This is a genomic window from uncultured Schumannella sp., from assembly GCF_905479755.1.
Classification (GTDB): Bacteria; Actinomycetota; Actinomycetes; order Actinomycetales; family Microbacteriaceae; genus DCRR01.
In genome coordinates this window covers 13,736-30,952 of record NZ_CAJQNT010000005.1, presented here as the reverse complement: position 1 = coordinate 30,952, position 17,217 = coordinate 13,736, and the positions used below count along the sequence as shown (strand labels likewise).

Here is a 17,217-nt window from a genome sequence, read left to right as displayed (position 1 = left end):
TCCGCATTTGATGAGGATAGGTCTGGAACACTGTGCATGGGGGTGCAAGATGGGGGCCGGAGACTCGGCGCGGCTGGAGGCGGAACGCCAACTCCTGATGCGTGATCAGCACGCGGAAGCGGCGCGCAACGCGGAAGCCGACGCCGCCCGGTGGATGGCCGCGTACCGCACCGAGAAGCGCACCGCCGAAGCCCTCGCGCCGCTCACCGCCCACGGCTACCACCTGCTCGCCGACCGAGGGTGGCCGGGAAGCCGCCGCGCGCAGGTCGACCTCATCGTGATCGGCCCGTCCGGCGTCTTCATCGTCGACACCAAGGCCTGGGCCGAGGTCACCGTCGCCGCGGGCCGCGTGTTCCGCGACCAGGCCGACGTGACCGATGAGTTCGACAAACTCGTCTCGCTCACCCTCGACACCGAGGCGGCACTCGCCGAGATCGGTCTCGCACCCGGCGAGGTGCACGCCGTCGTCGCGTTCGCGGGCAAAAAGAACATCCGCGGCGAGGTCGGGGCCGTCGAGCTGATCGGCGACGTCGACGTCGCCCGCCACATCCTCAAGCCTGGGCAGCGGCTCACCGCGAACCAGGTCAACTCGGTGCTGCGCGTGCTCGCCGAGTTCTTCCCCGTCGTCGGAGCGCCCGCCCCCGTCAACGTCACCCTGCCCGAGCCGGTCGCTCCGATCCCGTCGCTGACGCTCGACATCCCCGACCTTCCGTCCGCCGACGAGGTGCAGGCGCTGCATCTCGAAAGCATGCTCGCGCCGCCGATCGAAGAGTGGATGGCGTTCCTGCACCCCGATCAGGCCCGCCTCGTGCGCCGCAGCTTCGGTGGGCCCGCCCGCATCCGCGGCGCGGCGGGCACCGGCAAGACTGTCGTCGGGTTGCACCGCGCCGCATACCTGGCCCGGACCCGGCCCGGCAAGATCCTCGTCACCACCTACGTGCGCACCCTCCCCGCGGTACTCAAAAACTTGATGACCCGCCTGGCACCCGAGGTCGCCGACCGGGTCGAGTTCGTCGGCGCGCACAAGTTCGCCCTCGACCTGCTCAAAGAGCGCGGGGTCGCGGTCAAAGTCGACGGACGCAAGGCATCCGAGGCCTTCTCCACCGCCTGGCGGACGAGCGGCGGCGACCTGCGACGCCTCGAAACGAATCCGCAGTACTGGCAGGAAGAGATCGAAAGCGTCATCAAGGGTCGCGGCTTTACCGTCTTCGAGCAGTACGCCGACTGTGCCCGAATCGGGCGGAAGCGACGCCTCACCGTCGACCAGCGACGCGAAATGTGGGAGCTCTACTCGGAGTACGAGGCGGAGCTGCGCCGCCGGCGCATCCACGACTTCGCCGACGTCATCCTTCTCGCCGAACGCGAGCTGCAGCGGGAACCGCTCGAGGGCTACTCGGCGGTCATCGTCGACGAAGCGCAAGACCTCTCGTGCGCCATGGTGCGCATGATGTGGTCCGTCGCCGGCGACGGGCCGGATGCCTTCACCCTGATCGGCGACGGCCAGCAGACCGTCTACCCCGGCGGCTACTCACTCGCCGAGGTCGGGATCTCGCTCGCGGGCCGCGGCGTCGTGCTCGACGTCAACTACCGCAACACGGCCGAGATCCTGGAGGCCGCGGGCCGCATCGTCGCCGACGACCAGTACACCGACATCGAAGACGCCGCCACGATCGGGTTTGAGGGCGGCGGGGCTCCGTCACGCCACGGCGCGCGGCCGGTATTCGTGCGGTTCGACTCGCCACGCGAGCACAGTGAGGCGATGGTCGCGCGCATCCGAACGATCACACAGTCGATCGACACGAGCCTCGGTGACATCGGCGTGCTGTGTTCGACCAACGGGCAAGCACAGAGCGTGCAATCGCTGCTCGAAGCCCAGGGCATCACGAGCGTCAACCTGCTCGACTACGACGGAACTCAGGCGGATGCGGTCAAAGTCGGGACGATCAAGCGCGCCAAAGGCCTCGAGTTCAAGCACGTTCTGCTGCCGTGGACCCGGGCCGACCTCGTGTCGCCGGCGACCGTGCGTGCGCTCGACGGTGCCGAGTCGCTGCTGGAGCGCGAGGAACGGGAGCGGCGGGAGTTGTACGTCGCGATGACGCGGGCGCGCGATGGGCTGTGGGTGGGGACGGTCCGGTAGGGGGCTCTCTGGGTTTCGATACGCGCGCGAAGCGCGCTACTCAACCCGCAGAGCCTTGCGGTTTCGATACGCGCGCGAAGCGCGCTACTCAACTCGCAGGGCCGTGCGGTTTCGATACGCCGCTTCGCGGCTACTCAACCGGCGAGGCATTGCGGTTTCGATACGCGCGCGGAGCGCGCTACTCAACCGGCGAGGTGCTCAGTACCAGACGCTCAGGTGCGGGGGCACCGGCGAGCGCAGCAGCGCATCCGCCGCCGCCGCATCGCCCGCGGCGCGCTCGTGCACGCGGCCCGCCGCCGCCAGCGTCACCGCCGAAACCCCGCCGAGGTACAGGGTCGACAACTCCGAGACACCGAGCGACAGCATCGGGATGCCCGCTGGCGCCTCGTCGACCGCACGGACCGTTGCCGTGCCTGACGCATCCGCCTCGATCAGCCAGGTGCCGTCGGCGAAACCGTGCGAATCCTCGACCTCGAGCGCGAGCGCGAGCGACCCCGCTGCCTCGAACCCGCGCGCCTCGAACGCCGCCGGCACGTCGAGCACGCGCACGTACTCGTGCTCGACCGTCGAAACCTTCGCGGCGCGGAAGTCGGCGAGCATCCACCGCAGCGGCTCGTCGACGCTGCGCAGGCGCGCCCGCACCTCGGTGATCAGGTCCAGCTCCAGCACGAAACTCCACAACGCCGCGTACGCCTCCGGGGTTGCGTCGAGCAGGTACTTCACCTCGACCTGGTGCTGCGTGAAGTCCTCCTCGCCGCCCGACACCGAGTACGCCGCGACACCCTGCACGACCCCGTCAGCGTCGAGGTAGCGCACGGCGCGCAGCTTCGTCGCCTCGACCTCCTGCCCCACCGTGAGCGCCGAAATCTGGTCCCAGCGCGTCGGCCACACGGCGACCTCGCCGGGCTTCGTCGGCCGCACGCGCTCGTGCAGCGGCTGCACCTCGGCGCGGAAATCCTTCAGCGGCACGAACTCGACCCGACCCGCATCGGATGCGCGACGCAACGGCCGCGCGCGCCGCGGGTCGATCACCCAGTCGGTCGCGAGCGCCGCCGGGCCGAAGCCGTACCGCCCGTACAGCGTCGACTCCGAGACGGTGAGCATCGCCACCGGCACCCCGAGAGCGGATGCGGTGCGCAGCTCCGCCTCCAACAGCGAGCGCGCAATCCCCCGGCGCTTGTGCGTCGGGGAGACCGTCACCGAACTGATCGCCCAGCCGGTGATCACGCGGTCGCCGGGAACGCTCACCTCGGTCGGCCAGGAGTTGACCGTGGCGACGGGGGCGAGGCGATTGTGCGTCGACTCGTCCCACACCCCGGTCGTGCGACGGTCGCCGACACCGGAACGCTGGAGCGCCAATGCGTCCTTGCTGAGTCGTGCCCCGTGGAATCCGCGGGCGTCGGCCTGCGTCCACGCGTCGTAGCGCGCGATGGCGGCCTCGCTCGTGTCGAGGCCATCGAGCACGTCAAGGGTGAGGCCCTGCTCGGCAAGGCGGGCGCGGGAAGTTTCGTCGATCGGGTGCAGTCGGTAGTCAGTCATTGACATCCAGCGTAGGCGGGACCGCTGCGGCGCGGTTTCGATACGCCGCCACAAGGCGGCTACTCAACCGGCGAGGGTGCACAGGAGCGGGTTGAGTAGCCGCGCAGCGGCGTATCGAAACCCACGGAGGGGCGGACGTGGGGCGCGGTTTCGATACGCCGCCAGAAGGCGGCTACTCAACCGGCGAGAGGCGGCTACTCAACCGGCGAGGGCGGCGCGGGGGCGAGGCGGGCGTAGGCGCCGGTGGAGGCCCAGTCGCCCTTGAAGAACAGGTCCTCCACGAAGTGGGCCTCCTCGACGAGACCGAGGCGCTGGCACAGCGTGATCGAACGCTCGTTGCGCGGGTCGAGTTCGGCCACGACGCGGCTCAGTCGCAGCTCCCCGAACGCGAGCTCGAGCATCGCCCGCGCGGCCTCCGTCGCGAAGCCCTGCCCGTGCGCCTCGGGGTGGAAGGTCCAGCCGATCTCGGCCACCCCGCCCTCGGGATCGGTGAGCGCGAAGTACAGATCCCCGATCAGCGCACCGTCGTCCAGTCGCTCGACGGCGAGCTGCCAATAGTCGCCGCGCGCCGCGAGCGTCGTGTGCACGGCATGCTCGGCGAGCTTCGCCGCCACCGTCTCACGATCGCGCGGCTCGAAAAGCAGATAGCGGCAGACGTCCTCCCGGCTCTGATACCGATGCACCGCATCCACGTCCTCCGTGGTGAGCAACCGCAGGCGCAGACGCTCCGTGCGGATGCCCGAAAACTCCGCCGGCAACGCCGGGTCGGGCGCCGGGCGAGCCTGTGTGCCGTAGGGCACGGTTCGCACGAAGTCGGGTGCCACCGGCGTGGGCGCCCCTGCCTCGGCCGCCGCGAATTCGCGGTCGAGGATCGCCCAGACCTGCAGGCTGCGCCACCCGCCGCGCAGCCAGCCGAAGTTTTCGCGCTCGGCTTCGATGCGCATCCCGAGCCGGCGGCAGAGCGCCGCGGAGGCGAGGTTCTCGGGCTGCACCCAGGCGAACACGCGGTGCACACCGACCCGGCCGAACAGCTCACGCAGCAGCGCGCGCGCCGCCTCGTTCGCGAAGCCCTGCCCGGCGAAGTCGGGGTGCAGTGCCCAGCCGACCTCGGCGCTCGCATTCTCGACACTCGACAGCGCCGCGTGGATGTGGCCGAGCACGGCCTGGTCGGAACGCCTCTCAATCGCGAGCATCACAATGTCGCCGTCGGCACGAAGCGCGTCGCCGCGCGCCCACACCGCGACCTTTTCGGCCACCTGGTCGCGCGTTCGCGGGGCGAACGGCAGGTAGCGGCAGACGTCGTCGCGCGACTGCACGGCGTGAATCGCGTCGACGTCGTCGGGGCCAACGACCCGCAACCGCAGCCGTTCGGCCTCGATCGGTGCAAACTCGTGTGGGAGGGCCAGCATGCCCTCCGCCGCGCTCATCGTGTTCCCGCCGCCCACACCGCGTCGGCCACGACGGGTGCGATCGCGGCCGCCGTGCGCGCATAGTCCTCCGAGGTGCCGAGCGTCTTGCGCGTGCCCGGCTCCGCGGCCGGCGCGAGCAGCGCCCCCGGATGCTGGTCCACCCATTCGGCGCTCACCTCGCTCAGTTCGGCAAGGGTACGCGTCACGCGGCGTCGCACCCAGTGCGAGACGTCGAGGTCGGCAGGCAGGGTCGGTGGCAGCGCGACGACGAGCGGTGGTTGCCCCACCGACACGGCCGGGGCGAGCAGTTCGAGGTCTTTGCGCCAGAGCGCGGCGGGGCGCAGCCGGAAGCCCTCGATCAGGCCGGCGAGCACGATGCGCACGTGCGGGCGCGGAGCTCCGGGGGGAAGCAGTCGGGGCGCCATGTCGTAGAGGTCCGCCCCGGCCTCGCCCCAGGCATCCACGCTCACCCCGCGTCGCAGCGACGACTGCAGCATCCGGCTCAGATGACCGGCCAGACCCAGCTCAGCGGAGGTCACTCCGAGGCCGCGCACCATGCCCCCGCCGACCAGGCGTATCCGCAGCATGTTGTCGCCGGGGCGCAGCATGCTCGACCCGGTGGGCGCGACGGGGAGCCGTCCGTCTTTCGCGAATCCGCGCATGACGGCACTCTCGACGGAGCGTCCGACGAGCCGGTGCAACAGGGTGTGAGGCAGATTCACGACAGTTCACGGTAGCGCGCGGGAGGCACAGCGTCGAGCACGTCAGACGAAGCGCGCGGTCGCTTGCACGCGCGAGCGCACCTCGAACAGGTCGGTTCCGCCGGTCGCGACACCCGCGATGCCGGTGCGCAGCAGTTGCACCAGGCGCGGCCGCTGCACGAGCAGCGCGTGCGCCCCCTTGACGTTGCCGAGCGGCACGACGTCGGCGGGAGCCGCGCCGTCGGGAACCACCACCACGAGCCCCGAGAACTTGACCCGGGCAAGGCGCGCGAAGAACCGTGCGCGAGCGCCGAGCGCCTTCACCGGCTGCTCGCCCGGCTCGAGACCGGCACCGATCACCTCACTGCGTTTGACCTTGACCGGTTCGCCCCAGTCTTCGCTGAGAATCGCCCACAGCCCGGTCGGCCCGAGCACGATGTGGTCGATCTTCTCGACCTGGCTCATCGGCGTTCCACCCGGATGCCCGACGCCGATCCGCGACGGCGGTCCGCCGCCGACTCCGGTCGAGACGTCGTGCCACACGGTGAAACCGATGCCGAGGGTCGACAGCACGCGCGCCGTGTCCTCTTCAGCGACCGCCGACGCCAGCAGGTGCTTCACGGTGTGCGGCGCGCGGCGCAGCAGCGCGGCATCGTAGGGGTCGGCGATGCTCACCCCGCGCCCCACCCATTCGCGGAGTTCGGCAAGATACTGCTCACGGAACCAGCCGCCCGGATGGCCGTGCTGGCGGGTCTGCGGACGCGTATCGGGGCGCGGCGGCGGCCCGCCGGGCGCCCACGAGCGACCGCCGAAATCGGGTTCGCCGGCGCGATCGAACTGCTCGCGCGCCTCGGGGGTGCCGACCAGTTGCCAGGCGTGCTGCACGCGATGGAAGTGCTCGACGTTGCCGCCGGCATCCGGGTGGGTGGCGCGCAACTGCTTCCGGTAGGCCTTGCGCAACTCGTCGTGACTCGCCGTCGCCGCAACGCCGAGCACCTCATAGGGGCTCGCAGACAAGGGAGAATCGGGCATCGGTCGAGTTTATCGGCCGCGGCCGCCACCTCCGCCGCCCCCGCCGCCGGAGAATCCGCCGCCGGAGGAGAAACTGCTCGAACTCGATCCCCCGCTCGACGACCAGCCGCCCCCCGACGAGAACCCGGTCGATCGCGCGCGGGCCACGACGGGTGCGGGCGGGGTGGACCGGCTGACGCTGTCCACGATCGAGTACAGCCGCCATCCGGTGAGCTGATCGGTGCTCGACACCCACTCGATCGGCGCGTGCACCTCCGCCGCCGCGGTCACGAGCACCTCACCCCAGCTCTTCTCGACGCCCCAGAGCACCGCCCACGGCAGGAGCTTCTCGTAGAGCTTCACCAGTTCGTTCTGATCGTCGACGCGGATGCGCTCCGCCCCGGTCACCGACTGCAGCACCGCGAAGCGGTCCTTCTCGGCCAGCTCCAGGTAGTCCTTCATTCCCAGCAGGTAATCGTTGAGCTTCTCGCCCTTTGCCGTCAGCACCCGGCGACTCGAGGGGTGCGTGTAGGTCTGCACGGCGCCCCAGCCGGCGGCCAGAACGCCGAGGAACGAGCCTTCGCTGCCCGAGTAGGGGGTGGAGGCGGTCAGGAGCGCGACCGCGCCGACCGCGACACCCGTGCCGGCCGCCATGAGTCCCGCCGACAGGGGGCGCAGCTTCGTGCCCGCCGCGTAGCCGTGCGCGCCGATCTCGTCGGTGATCGCCTTCTGGCCTCGGTGAAACGCGGTCGACAGTTTCTTGTTGGAGCTCGACAGCGTGAAGCGCGTGCCCGGTCCGAGTGTGCCGCCGAAGATGCCGACGAGCAGCGCGCGTTCGTGGCGATCGACCCCGTCGGCCGTCACCAGTTCGGCGACGTAGTCGTCGCCGCCGGAGGTCGTCGGGTCGAGCAGCCGAATCTTGCGGCGCACCGCGAGGTCGACCAGCTGGGCCGCGAAGGCGCGATCCGGTCGCCCCGCGATGTGTGCCGCGAGCATGATGTTCTCGTCCGGCGGGGTGTACTGCGGCACGATGATGTCGCTCGCCGCGGTCTCGGCGGCGACATCCTTCGTGCGTGTGAGGCGCGCGACGACCCCGATCAGCACGCCGAGCGGGCCGATCAGGAACAACCCCGTCTCGATCCAACACGGCGCGGGCGGCGGCGGTGTGTACTGCCCGTAGTCGTCGTCGTAGCTCGACGGCGGGTAGCTCGTCGGTCCTTCGACGAAGGTGCCGGCGGTGAAGCCGACGGCGACGGTCAGGCTCTCGAATGGCTCGAACGGTCCCGCACTCGCGCGGAACACCGCCTCCCCCGTCTCGGCGTCATCCTCGCGGATGATCCCTCCGGGGCACTCGGTCTCGCCGTAGGCGCCCGCCGCGCAGAACACCCCACCGGTGAGCGCCTCCACGAGGTCGGGAGCGACACGCAGCTCGGCCGAGACGCGCCCGAAGGGCTGCGCCCAGCCGGTTCCGTTCACATCCCACTGGAACTCGTCGACGTCGGCGTCGGCGAAGTACCGGATCGTGTTGCGCTGCTGATAGTGGATCACGTAGGTCTGCTCGCCGTGGACGTAACTGTCATCGCCGAGGCCGACGCTGAAGAAGTCCTCGAAGTACTCGGTGAAGTGCGGCACGGCGGCGCCGTCGGCATCCGTCACGCTGAGCACCGTGGTGTGCAGCTGCACGTTGCCGTAATACTCGGGGATGTCGCGGTAGAAGCCCTTGTTCTGATCGAATTCGGGAAAGACGGCGACGATCGTCTCGACGACATCGAGTGTTGCCGACCCGTCCGCGTCGCGCCCGAGCGAGTAGACGGCGTCGAAGGAGGCGATCTCGAAGTCGTCGACGTCGGCGCGCAGCGCGTCGTGAGCGAGCGCCGGAGCCGCCGGCAGCAGCACGGCCGCGAGCACCGCCACCACCCCGACGACAGGGCCCCACCGTCGTTGACTTCGGCTCATGCCGCGAGCCTAGCGGGACGCGTAGTCTCGAAGGGTGAGTGAGGAACGCCGAGAGATCCCGCACCCCGGGGTGTTGCGCCGCGCGAGCCTCGAGGTGCTGCGGGCGGAGGCGCACGACGAACTCAGCACCGTCGTCTGGGAGCGCCTGCACGGCGGTGAAGACCCGTGGGCGTTCATGGAGGTGCTGCCAACGATCGACGAGTTCGTCGTGCTGGGCCTGCGTTCGGAGTTGATCGCCGCCGACAACGGGCGCCGCCCGAGCGCCGACGTGGACCGCCGGATGCTGCGGCAGATCGCGCTCGCCTATCCCCAGCTGAGCGAAACGGTGTGGTCGATGCTCGGCCGACTGGATCGGTTGCGCTGGAGCGCGTAGGCGCTGACTAGACTCCCGAGCCGCCCTTGCGGCCGCCCGCGTCGCGGGGCTCGCCCGCGGGACGCTTCTCGCGCTTGATGCGCGCGTTCTCGCGCACGACGGCGGCCTGGCGCTCGCGTTCGGCGACGAGCCAGTCGGGCATCTCGTCAAGCAGTGCCTTGATCTCGGGCGTCGTGAGCGGGTCGACGATGCCGCCTCGCGCAAGCCCCGAGTTTGAGACGCCGAGTTTGCGCGCCACGACCTCACGCGGGTGCGGACCGTCGGCGCGCAGCACCTTCACCCACTCGGGCGGGTCGGTCATCAGCGCCTGCACCTCGGAGCGGGTCAGCGGCTTCGCGCGGAACTCCTCCGGCGTCGCCGCCAGCAGCAGCTCCAGCTTCTTGGCCGCGGTTGCCGGGTTCATCGTCTGATCGCTCACAGGCCCAGGCTAGCCTGAGCGGGTGGCAGATCCCTTCGTCGTGTGTTTCGTGCCGGGAGTGACCCCCACCAAGTGGGAGCGCATCTGGCGCGAGCGGATGCGCCGCGAACCGCTCGAACTGCGCCCCAGCTCGCAGGGGGATGCGCTGGCCGCGCTGGCGAGCGGCGAGGCCGCGATGGCGTTCCTGCGCGACGTCGCCGCAAGCGAGGAGTTGCACGTCATCCCGCTCTATGAGGAAACGCCGGTCGTCGTCGTCGCGAAGGAGCACGTGTTCTCCGTCGTCGACGAGGTGAGCGAAGCGGATCTCGCCGACGAGGTCGTGCAGCCGGGCGACGACGCCGACACCGTCGCGCTCGTCGCGGCGGGGGTCGGCGTGGCACGGATGCCGCAGTCGGTCGCGCGCACCCACTCGCGTCGCGACGTGGTGGTGCGCCCGATTCGCGATGGGGCCAGCACCCGCATCGGGCTCGCCTGGCCAGTCGGCCCGGCAGCGGAGCCGATCGATCCGCGGATCGACGCGTTCATCGGGATTGTGCGGGGCCGAACGGCCAACAGCACCCGGGGCTGAACGCCCGGAGAAGTCCCGTTAAAAATTACTGGCGGCGGTGACTTCGTCCGCTGTGTCCGGTTACCCCCGTAGCCGGTATTCGCGTTTCGACGATGTCACCGCCGCCCCTAGTCCCCCAACTAGTGCACTTATGAAGTTACTCATCTGAGAACCCCCGCGCTCCCCCCACTCTGGGTGTCCCTCACTTGTAGGACAGGACGACCGTTTCGGGGTACAAGACGCCGAGGGCTCTACAGCTCCGACACGGCGTCGCGGAGCATCGTCACGAGCGCCGAAAGCTGCACCGAGCCCTCCTCGCCCTCGTCGATGTTCACGCCGTCGAGCGCGCGCGCGGCAAGGCCAGCCTTCGCGTCGATGAGCTCCGAGATGCGGGCGTCGAGTGTGCCGGCGGCAATGATGCGCCAGGCCGTCACCGGCAGGCCCTGACCGATGCGGTGCACGCGATCGATCGCCTGCGTCTGCTCCGCGTTCGTCCAGCTGAGCTCGGCGAGCACGACGTTCGACGCCGCCTGCAGGTTGACGCCGATGCCCGCCGCGGTGAGCGAACACACCGCGATCGAGACGTCCTCGTCGTTCGTGAAGGCGTCAATCGCCTCCTGGCGCGCCTTCGAACTCTGGTCGCCACGGATCGACACCGTGCGCAGGCCCTCCTTCGCGAAGTGCTTCTCGGCGGTGTCCATCACGTCGATGTGCTTGGCGAAGAAGACCACCTTGCCGACGTTGCGGGCCAGATTGACCGTGTAATCCGCCGCCGGGGTGGCCTTCGCCTGCCCGATCTTGCGCACCATCGTGAACACGTTGTCGCCGCCGGAGGTGGCCGAACGCGACTCCTCGAGTTCGGCGTGCGCCACCAGACGGATGATGTCCTCCGGGTTCGCGTCGGGACGCTGCGCGAGCACGCGACGGTAGCGATCCACGAGGCGCGTAACGAGCGCCTGCTCGGCGGCGCGAATGGAACGCCCCGCCTCCCCGTCGAGCTCCACCGGGATGTCGGCGATCCGGCGCGCGGGGATGTCGGCGGCGACATCCTCCTTCTTGCGGCGGACGATACCCATGTCGATCACGGCGCCGCGGGCCGCGGCGAAGAAGCCCGGGTCGCCGGGGGTGCGCTCGGTCTCCTCCAGCTTCTTCATCAGCTGGGCGAGCGGCTGCTTGTCGTCGATCCAGCCGAGGAACTGCCAGATCATCCGGAAGTCCTCGATCTGGTTGATCAGCGGCGTACCGGTCAGTGCGATGAACAACGCGTTCGGCGAGACCGCCCGGATGCTCTTGGAGATCGCGAGCACGTTCTTCGAGCGCTGCGACTCCTTGTTCTTGATGAAGTGCGCCTCGTCGACGATCATGCCCTTGAAGCCGCGGCGGCTGAGCCACGCGGCGTGGCGATCGAGGATCTCGTAGTTGACGATCGTGACGTCGGCGAAGGCGTCCAGGTCATCCCCGTCGCCGTGCACGACCGTCGCGGTGCGCTTCGGGGTCCACTTCTCGACCTCACGCGCCCAGTTGACCTTGACGACGTTCGGAACCACGACGAGCAGCGGGTAGGACCCGGCGACGTGCGCCGCGAGCAGCGCCTGCGCCGTCTTGCCGAGGCCGGGCTCGTCGGCGAGCAGGAAGCTGCGGTGTCCGGTGCGCGCCGACTCGATGAAACGCGCCTGGTGGATCATCAGCTCGGTGCCGCCGGGCGTCTCGCGCGTGCGCGGCGCCGGCAGGTTCATGGTGGCGGCGCCGCCGCCCGCGCCGACCTCGAAGGAGCGGAACAGCGGCTCGATGAGCTCCCAGTTCGCGAGGCGCCCCTCGGTGGTGGGCTTCGCCTGGGCCGCGCTGAAGTCGGGCGCCAGGAACGGATTCGACATCTGGTACTGCTTGACCGACTGCGGCACGACCTGGCGGTCCTCCGCGGGCGACTTCTCCGGCGCCTCGGTGACGATCACGAGATCTTCGGGGCTGAGCTCGGCGCCCGCCTCCATCAGGATCGTGCGGCGCACCTCGAGCGCCGCGGTCGACAGCGGCGCCGTGTCGGTGAGCAGCTGGATGAGGCTCGTGTCGCGCGAGGCCGTCTTCGCCATGATCGTGGCGATGCCGTCGAGGCGGGTCAGCTCCTTGCTGCGCTCGGCGTCACCCAGGCTCGCATCCGCCTTGATCCGGGCGCGCTCCTCGCGCACGAGCACGGCGACGACACGGAACCGCGTGCGGTTCGCGGCATTGACCTTGCCGCGCTCCGCCGAGTTCTCGATCGTGCGCACAATGCGCGCGAGCACGGGAATGACGCCCGTTTCGTCCTGATGCTGACGCTTGCGCTGCGGCGCGGCGCGGCGTCCCCCGTTGCGCGACTTCTGCCCGGTTTGGGCCATGATTCTCCTCGAGCATTCGCCAGAATGCCGGTCAATCCGCCCGAGACTCGGGCTGCTGCTGTGTGGTACGAGACCGCCATGCGGGATCGGCGCTCACCGTGCGTGCACATTGTTCACCGTGCACTTTCCGCGGAATCCCAGACCCGGCTTTGGCCGGTGGGGCGGAACGTACCCCCACTCTAGCCGAAACGCCCCGTCAGCGGGATCGTGACGCGCTCGCCGGCGGAACCGCGACGCGAATCAGCACGCCCGCGGCGACGACCACGAGCACGGCCAGGTACTGCATCCCGAGCCACCACTCGTCGGGCACCGCAATCGGGATCACCGGGTTCCAGACCACCGCGATCGCTGCCAGCGGCGGCACCCACCACCAGTGCCGCGCCCGCACCGCGAACCAGGCGATGATGAGCGCAAAGATCGAGACCACGAATCGGATGACCAGGAACGCATCCGACTCCAGCAGCACCACCCCGATGAGCAGCGCCATTGTCGCAATCAACGCCGGCGCAAGCGCGAGTCGTCGAGGCACCGGGGCGGATTGGCGCGGCTGGGAGCTCATTCCTCGAGCCTACCGATTCGGGCGGCGCGGCCCTCGCACCTAGCATCGAAGCGTGAGCACCCCCGTCGATCGCCTGCGCGAACTGATCCGGATTCCGACCGTCTCCCGCTCGAACGCCGAGGAGGTGGACTGGGCGGCCTTCGACGCCTTCCGCGCCACCCTTGCCGAACTCTTCCCGCTCGTGCACGAGCGCCTCGAATCGGAGCTCGTCGGCGGCGCGTCACTGCTCTTCCGTTGGGCGGGAAAGGACGCCGCGGCGGCCCCGCTCGTGCTGATGGCCCACCAGGACGTGGTGCCCGCCGACGAGCCCGGGTGGCAGTTCCCCGCCTTCGAGGCGGAGCTCGTGCGCGACGAGGACGGCGAGGAACGCATCCGCGGCCGCGGCGCCATCGACGACAAGGGCGCGCTCGGCAGCATCCTGGAGGCGGTCGAGTCGCTGCTCGCCGAGGACTTCACGCCCGCAGCCGACGTGTACCTGGCCTTCGGGCACGACGAGGAGGTCGCCGGCAACGGTGCCCCCGCGATCGTCGACCTGCTGGAGGCGCGCGGCGTCCGCCCGGCGCTCGTCGTGGATGAGGGCGGCGCGGTCGTGGAGGGCATCTTCCCCGGCGTCGAGGCGCCGATCGCGGTCGTCGGCGTGAGCGAAAAGGGTCTCGCGGGCATCGAACTCTCGGTGGAGCGCAGCGGGGGGCACGCCTCCACGCCCGTCCGCGACGGCGCCACGACACGGCTCGCGCGCGCGATCGTGCGCCTGGATCGCAGCCCCGCGCCGGCCCAGCTCGCCGAGCCGACCGCCGAGATGATCCGCCGCCTCGGCGCCCACACAAAGCAGCCGATGCGGTTCCTCTTCACCCACGTCGGGCTGTTCCGTGGGCTGCTGACGGCCGTGTTCTCGCGGCTGGGCCCCGAGACCAACGCCATGGTGCGCACCACCTACGCCGTGACCCGGCTGCGCGGATCCGCGGGCGACAACGTCATCGCCGAGAAGGCGACGGCGATGGTGAACGTGCGCATCGCGGTCGGGTCGAGCCTCGCCGAGGCGCTCGCCCACATCCAGCAGGTGGTGGCGCGCGACGGGGTCGAAGCCCGCCTGGTCTACGGGGCGGAGCCCTCCCCCGTCTCCCCCTCCGAGGGCGAGGCGTGGGACCGGCTCTCGGCCTCGATCGGCGCCCTGTTCCCCGAGGCGATCGTCACCCCCTACGTGATGCTGCAGGCCAGCGACGGGCGGCACTTCACGCGCGTGAGCGACCACGTCTACCGCTTCCTGCCGTTCGATCTGACGACCGCCGAGCGCGCCACCCTGCACGCGATCGACGAGAGCATCCGCGTGTCGACGTACCTGCGCGGCATCGAGTTCTTCCGCGATCTGCTCGCCCGCAGTTAGCCGCCGCCTAGGTGTCGTTCCCCGCGAGGTGGTGAACGCGGGCACCGTGTGCTCGTTCGATATCCCCTCGAGCGGTGCGAAAGGTGCGATGTTGCGCGCTCGGATCGCGCTTTTGGCACCGCTCGAGGGTCGTTTGAACAGCGCATGGCGCCGAACCTAGGTTCCGGGCGCGGTCTGTGCGATCCAGCCGTCGAGGGCGCTGGGGCGGTCGGTGGCGATCCCGTCGACCCCGAGCGCGAGCGCCTCGGCCCAGCTCTCGCGGTCGTTGAGCGTATAGAGCAGCACCCCGAGTCCCGCCTCGTGCATCGCCACGACGACGTCGGGGCGGGCCTCCAGCTCCTCGGTGCGCGTCATGATCGCGCTGGCGAAGTACTTCTCGACGAGCGCGACCGGATCCTCGGGGAGCGTCTTGCGCAAGACGATGCGCGGGAACACCGCCGCCGCCTCGGCGAGCGAGGTGAGCGACTCCTTGCTGAAGCTCGCGAAGGCGACGCGGTTCTGCACCCCGCGCGGGAAGATCTCGGCGAGCATCGAGCGCACCTCGGTGGGCGTCCAGTCGCCCTTCAGCTCGAGCAGGGCGCGTGACTCAGATGCCGCCAGCAGGTCGAGGAACTCCCCGAAGGTGGGCACGAGTGTTCCGCGGAAGCGTTCGTCGCACCAGGCTCCGGCATCAAGTGTGCGCAGCTCCTCAAGCGTCATGCTCGCGACGTTGCCGGTGCCGTTCGTGGTGCGATCGACGCTCGGGTCGTGCATCAGCACGACGTGGCCGTCGCGCGTCAGCTGGAGGTCGGTTTCGACGAAAGCGAAGCCGCTCTCGAACGCGGACTCGAAGGCCGGCAGGGTGTTCTCGGGCGCATCGGACCGGTCGCCGCGGTGGGCGGCGATGAAGGCCGACTCCCCCGGGCTTCGGAGTTCGCCGAACGGGCTCGCGGCGAACACGCGCACGGCGTCGGGGTTGAGCGCCATCACGAGCACGAGGCCCAGGGTGAGCGCGCTGGCGACGAGAGCACGCCGAAGCGGATGGGTGGGGTGACCGAGTTTCGGGGACTCGGCAACGGGCTGCGATGTCGCCATTGACACGCTTTCGGTTCGGGTTCACCACGGGTGTGGTCCCCGCGTCGCTGCGGGTGCCTCGAACTTAGCAGGTTGCGTTACCGGTTTGTTACCTTTTCGTCACCGAGTCGTGATCTCGTCCGCGGGGCTCGCCGCGGCCCCGTCTGCGCGCGCCTCGGCCTCGGCGCGTTCTGTGATGCGTAGCGCCATGCCGCGGAAGATCACGCCATGAAAGGGCAGAATCGCGAACCAGTACAACCGCCCGGCGAGCCCGCGCGGGAAGAACACCGCACGCTGCCGGTATCGCGAGCCGTCCGGATGCGGAAGCGCCGAGAGCTCGAGCCAGGCGCGCCCGGGTAGCTTCATCTCGGCGCGCAGTCGCAGCACGCGGCCGCGGTCCAACTCCTCCACGCGCCAGAAATCGAGCGCCTCGCCGAGCGCCAACTCGTGCGGATGACGGCGCCCACGACGCAGACCCACCCCGCCGACGAGCTTGTCGAGCCAGCCGCGCAGCGCCCAGGCGAGCGGCAAGGAGTACCAGCCGTTCTCACCGCCGATCCCCTCGATCACGCTCCACAGCCGCTCGGGCGAGGCGGTCGAGACCTGCTCTCGCTCATCCACGTAGACCGTGTGACCGGCCCACTCCGGGTCGCTCGGCAGCGGGTCGCTCGGCGCGCCGAGCACCTGATCGTTCTGCCAACTAGTCTCCACCTCGCCCGACCGCATCTTGCCGAGCGCCAGGCGCACCGCGCGCCGATAGCCGGTCAGCCCGCCCTCGGGGTCGGGAATCCACCGGGAGATGTCGTGCTCGCGGCACACCGCGTCGTTCTGCAGGCTCGTCACGAGCGGCACCGCGAGGGCGCGCGGAATGGGCGTGACCAGGTTGACCCAGTGCGAGGCGAGCCACGGCGTCAGCACCGGAAGCGAGGCGATCGGACGCTGGTGCAGGCCCGCCTCGACCGCGTAGCCGTTCATCATCTGGCCGTAGCGCAGCACGTCGGGGCCGCCGATGTCGAAGGCGCGGTTCACCTCGGGCGGCAGCGCGGCGGCCTCGAGCAGGTAGTAGAGCACGTCGCGCACCGCGATCGGCTGGATGAAGTTGCGCACCCATTTGGGCGCCGGCATGTAAGGCAGCACCTCGGTCAGGTGCCGGATCATCTCGAAACTCGCCGAGCCGGATCCGATCACCACCCCCGCCTGGAGCGCCGCCGTCGGCACCCCGGAGGCGAGCAGAATGTCGCCGACCTCGGCGCGCGAGCGCAGGTGCGGCGACAGCCGGCCCTCGGGGTGCAACCCGCCGAGGTACACGATGCGTGAGACGCCCGCCTCGCGCGCCGCCGCGGCGAAGGTCTCGGCGTGGCGCCGATCGACGTCGGCGAAGTCCATGTGCGCCGACATCGAGTGCACCAGGTAGTACGCGACCTCGCGATCCCGGAGCGCGCGGTGTACCGCATCCGCGTCGCCCAGATCGCCCTCAACGACCTCGACATCCGCCGCCCAGGGCACATCGCGGAGGCGCGACGCGTCGCGCACCAGCACGCGCACCTCGTGACCACGTTCCAACAACCGGGGAGCCAAGCGCCCGCCCAGATATCCGGTGGCGCCGGTCAGGAGGATGCGCATGCCGCCACGCTAGAGCGCCGGCCTGAAGAATTCCCGCGTCTCGACGAGATGTCGTCCCCCGTGCTCGCAAACGCGCGCGCCCGTTCCCGCGAGCGGCGCCAAAAGCGCGATCTTGCGCGCCGCGATCGCACTTTT

14 protein-coding genes are annotated in these 17,217 nt (G+C 70.1%); 4 read left to right on the top strand and 10 right to left on the bottom strand.

Going from position 1 to position 17,217, the window contains the following annotated elements; genetic code table 11:
* The first annotated feature begins 49 nt into the window (after positions 1–49).
* Positions 50–2,137 (top strand): nuclease-related domain-containing DEAD/DEAH box helicase, encoded by a 2,088-nt coding sequence (locus QZ258_RS01780; RefSeq protein WP_294178465.1) that lies wholly within the window; start codon positions 50–52, stop codon positions 2,135–2,137.
* A 198-nt stretch (positions 2,138–2,335) separates the two neighbouring features.
* Here the strand turns inward: QZ258_RS01780 and QZ258_RS01775 are convergent, their stop codons facing one another.
* The 5 genes from QZ258_RS01775 to QZ258_RS01755 form a co-directional block, all read right to left on the bottom strand.
* Entirely contained in the window at positions 2,336–3,676 is a 1,341-nt protein-coding gene (locus QZ258_RS01775; RefSeq protein WP_294178464.1) for a GNAT family N-acetyltransferase, read from the bottom strand.
* Positions 3,677–3,870: 194 nt separating this feature from the next.
* Positions 3,871–5,085, bottom strand: a complete 1,215-nt coding sequence (locus tag QZ258_RS01770; protein WP_294178463.1) for a GNAT family N-acetyltransferase — start codon at positions 5,083–5,085, stop codon at positions 3,871–3,873.
* Between the two features lie 14 nt (positions 5,086–5,099).
* Entirely contained in the window at positions 5,100–5,807 is a 708-nt protein-coding gene (locus tag QZ258_RS01765) for a hypothetical protein (RefSeq protein ID WP_294178462.1), read from the bottom strand.
* 42 nt (positions 5,808–5,849) lie between these two features.
* Entirely contained in the window at positions 5,850–6,818 is a 969-nt protein-coding gene (locus QZ258_RS01760) for a J domain-containing protein (protein WP_294178461.1), read from the bottom strand.
* Between the two features lie 9 nt (positions 6,819–6,827).
* A complete protein-coding gene (locus QZ258_RS01755; protein WP_294178460.1) occupies positions 6,828–8,753 on the bottom strand; it encodes a DUF2207 family protein in 1,926 nt (641 codons plus the stop codon).
* A gap of 34 nt (positions 8,754–8,787) precedes the next feature.
* On the opposite strand from QZ258_RS01755, the gene QZ258_RS01750 reads away from it, so the two are divergent.
* Positions 8,788–9,126, top strand: a complete 339-nt coding sequence (locus QZ258_RS01750) for a tryptophan synthase subunit alpha (protein ID WP_294178459.1) — start codon at positions 8,788–8,790, stop codon at positions 9,124–9,126.
* 7 nt (positions 9,127–9,133) lie between these two features.
* On the opposite strand, the gene QZ258_RS01745 is transcribed toward QZ258_RS01750, so the two are convergent.
* Positions 9,134–9,544, bottom strand: a complete 411-nt coding sequence (locus QZ258_RS01745; protein WP_294178458.1) for a DUF5997 family protein — start codon at positions 9,542–9,544, stop codon at positions 9,134–9,136.
* Positions 9,545–9,566: 22 nt separating this feature from the next.
* Here QZ258_RS01745 and QZ258_RS01740 point away from each other — a divergent pair, with 22 nt between their 5' ends.
* Positions 9,567–10,112 carry a LysR substrate-binding domain-containing protein gene (locus tag QZ258_RS01740; protein WP_294178456.1) on the top strand — a complete coding sequence of 182 codons (546 nt, stop codon included), beginning with the start codon at positions 9,567–9,569 and terminating at the stop codon, positions 10,110–10,112.
* Positions 10,113–10,342: 230 nt separating this feature from the next.
* Here QZ258_RS01740 and QZ258_RS01735 read toward each other — a convergent pair whose 3' ends face one another.
* Both QZ258_RS01735 and QZ258_RS01730 read right to left on the bottom strand, forming a co-directional pair.
* Positions 10,343–12,463, bottom strand: a complete 2,121-nt coding sequence (locus tag QZ258_RS01735; RefSeq protein ID WP_294178454.1) for a DEAD/DEAH box helicase — start codon at positions 12,461–12,463, stop codon at positions 10,343–10,345.
* Positions 12,464–12,659: 196 nt separating this feature from the next.
* Positions 12,660–13,022, bottom strand: coding sequence for a DUF6804 family protein (locus tag QZ258_RS01730; protein ID WP_294178452.1), 363 nt, complete (start codon positions 13,020–13,022; stop codon positions 12,660–12,662).
* Positions 13,023–13,074: 52 nt separating this feature from the next.
* Here QZ258_RS01730 and QZ258_RS01725 point away from each other — a divergent pair, with 52 nt between their 5' ends.
* Positions 13,075–14,406, top strand: coding sequence for a M20/M25/M40 family metallo-hydrolase (locus QZ258_RS01725; RefSeq protein ID WP_294178450.1), 1,332 nt, complete (start codon positions 13,075–13,077; stop codon positions 14,404–14,406).
* Between the two features lie 156 nt (positions 14,407–14,562).
* On the opposite strand, the gene QZ258_RS01720 is transcribed toward QZ258_RS01725, so the two are convergent.
* On the bottom strand, positions 14,563–15,480 hold the full coding sequence (locus QZ258_RS01720; protein ID WP_294178449.1) for a glycerophosphodiester phosphodiesterase family protein: 918 nt from the start codon (positions 15,478–15,480) through the stop codon (positions 14,563–14,565).
* 99 nt (positions 15,481–15,579) lie between these two features.
* On the bottom strand, positions 15,580–17,082 hold the full coding sequence (locus tag QZ258_RS01715; protein WP_294178448.1) for an SDR family oxidoreductase: 1,503 nt from the start codon (positions 17,080–17,082) through the stop codon (positions 15,580–15,582).
* Positions 17,083–17,217 lie beyond the last annotated feature (135 nt).

Coding starts and splice junctions, on each gene's coding strand:
- QZ258_RS01780 (WP_294178465.1), top strand. CDS start 50: ATGGGGGCCGGAGACTCGGCGCGGCTGGAGGCGGAACGCCAACTCCTG.
- QZ258_RS01775 (WP_294178464.1), bottom strand. CDS start 3,676: ATGACTGACTACCGACTGCACCCGATCGACGAAACTTCCCGCGCCCGC.
- QZ258_RS01770 (WP_294178463.1), bottom strand. CDS start 5,085: ATGCTGGCCCTCCCACACGAGTTTGCACCGATCGAGGCCGAACGGCTG.
- QZ258_RS01760 (WP_294178461.1), bottom strand. CDS start 6,818: ATGCCCGATTCTCCCTTGTCTGCGAGCCCCTATGAGGTGCTCGGCGTT.
- QZ258_RS01755 (WP_294178460.1), bottom strand. CDS start 8,753: ATGAGCCGAAGTCAACGACGGTGGGGCCCTGTCGTCGGGGTGGTGGCG.
- QZ258_RS01735 (WP_294178454.1), bottom strand. CDS start 12,463: ATGGCCCAAACCGGGCAGAAGTCGCGCAACGGGGGACGCCGCGCCGCG.
- QZ258_RS01730 (WP_294178452.1), bottom strand. CDS start 13,022: ATGAGCTCCCAGCCGCGCCAATCCGCCCCGGTGCCTCGACGACTCGCG.
- QZ258_RS01720 (WP_294178449.1), bottom strand. CDS start 15,480: ATGGCGACATCGCAGCCCGTTGCCGAGTCCCCGAAACTCGGTCACCCC.
- QZ258_RS01715 (WP_294178448.1), bottom strand. CDS start 17,082: ATGCGCATCCTCCTGACCGGCGCCACCGGATATCTGGGCGGGCGCTTG.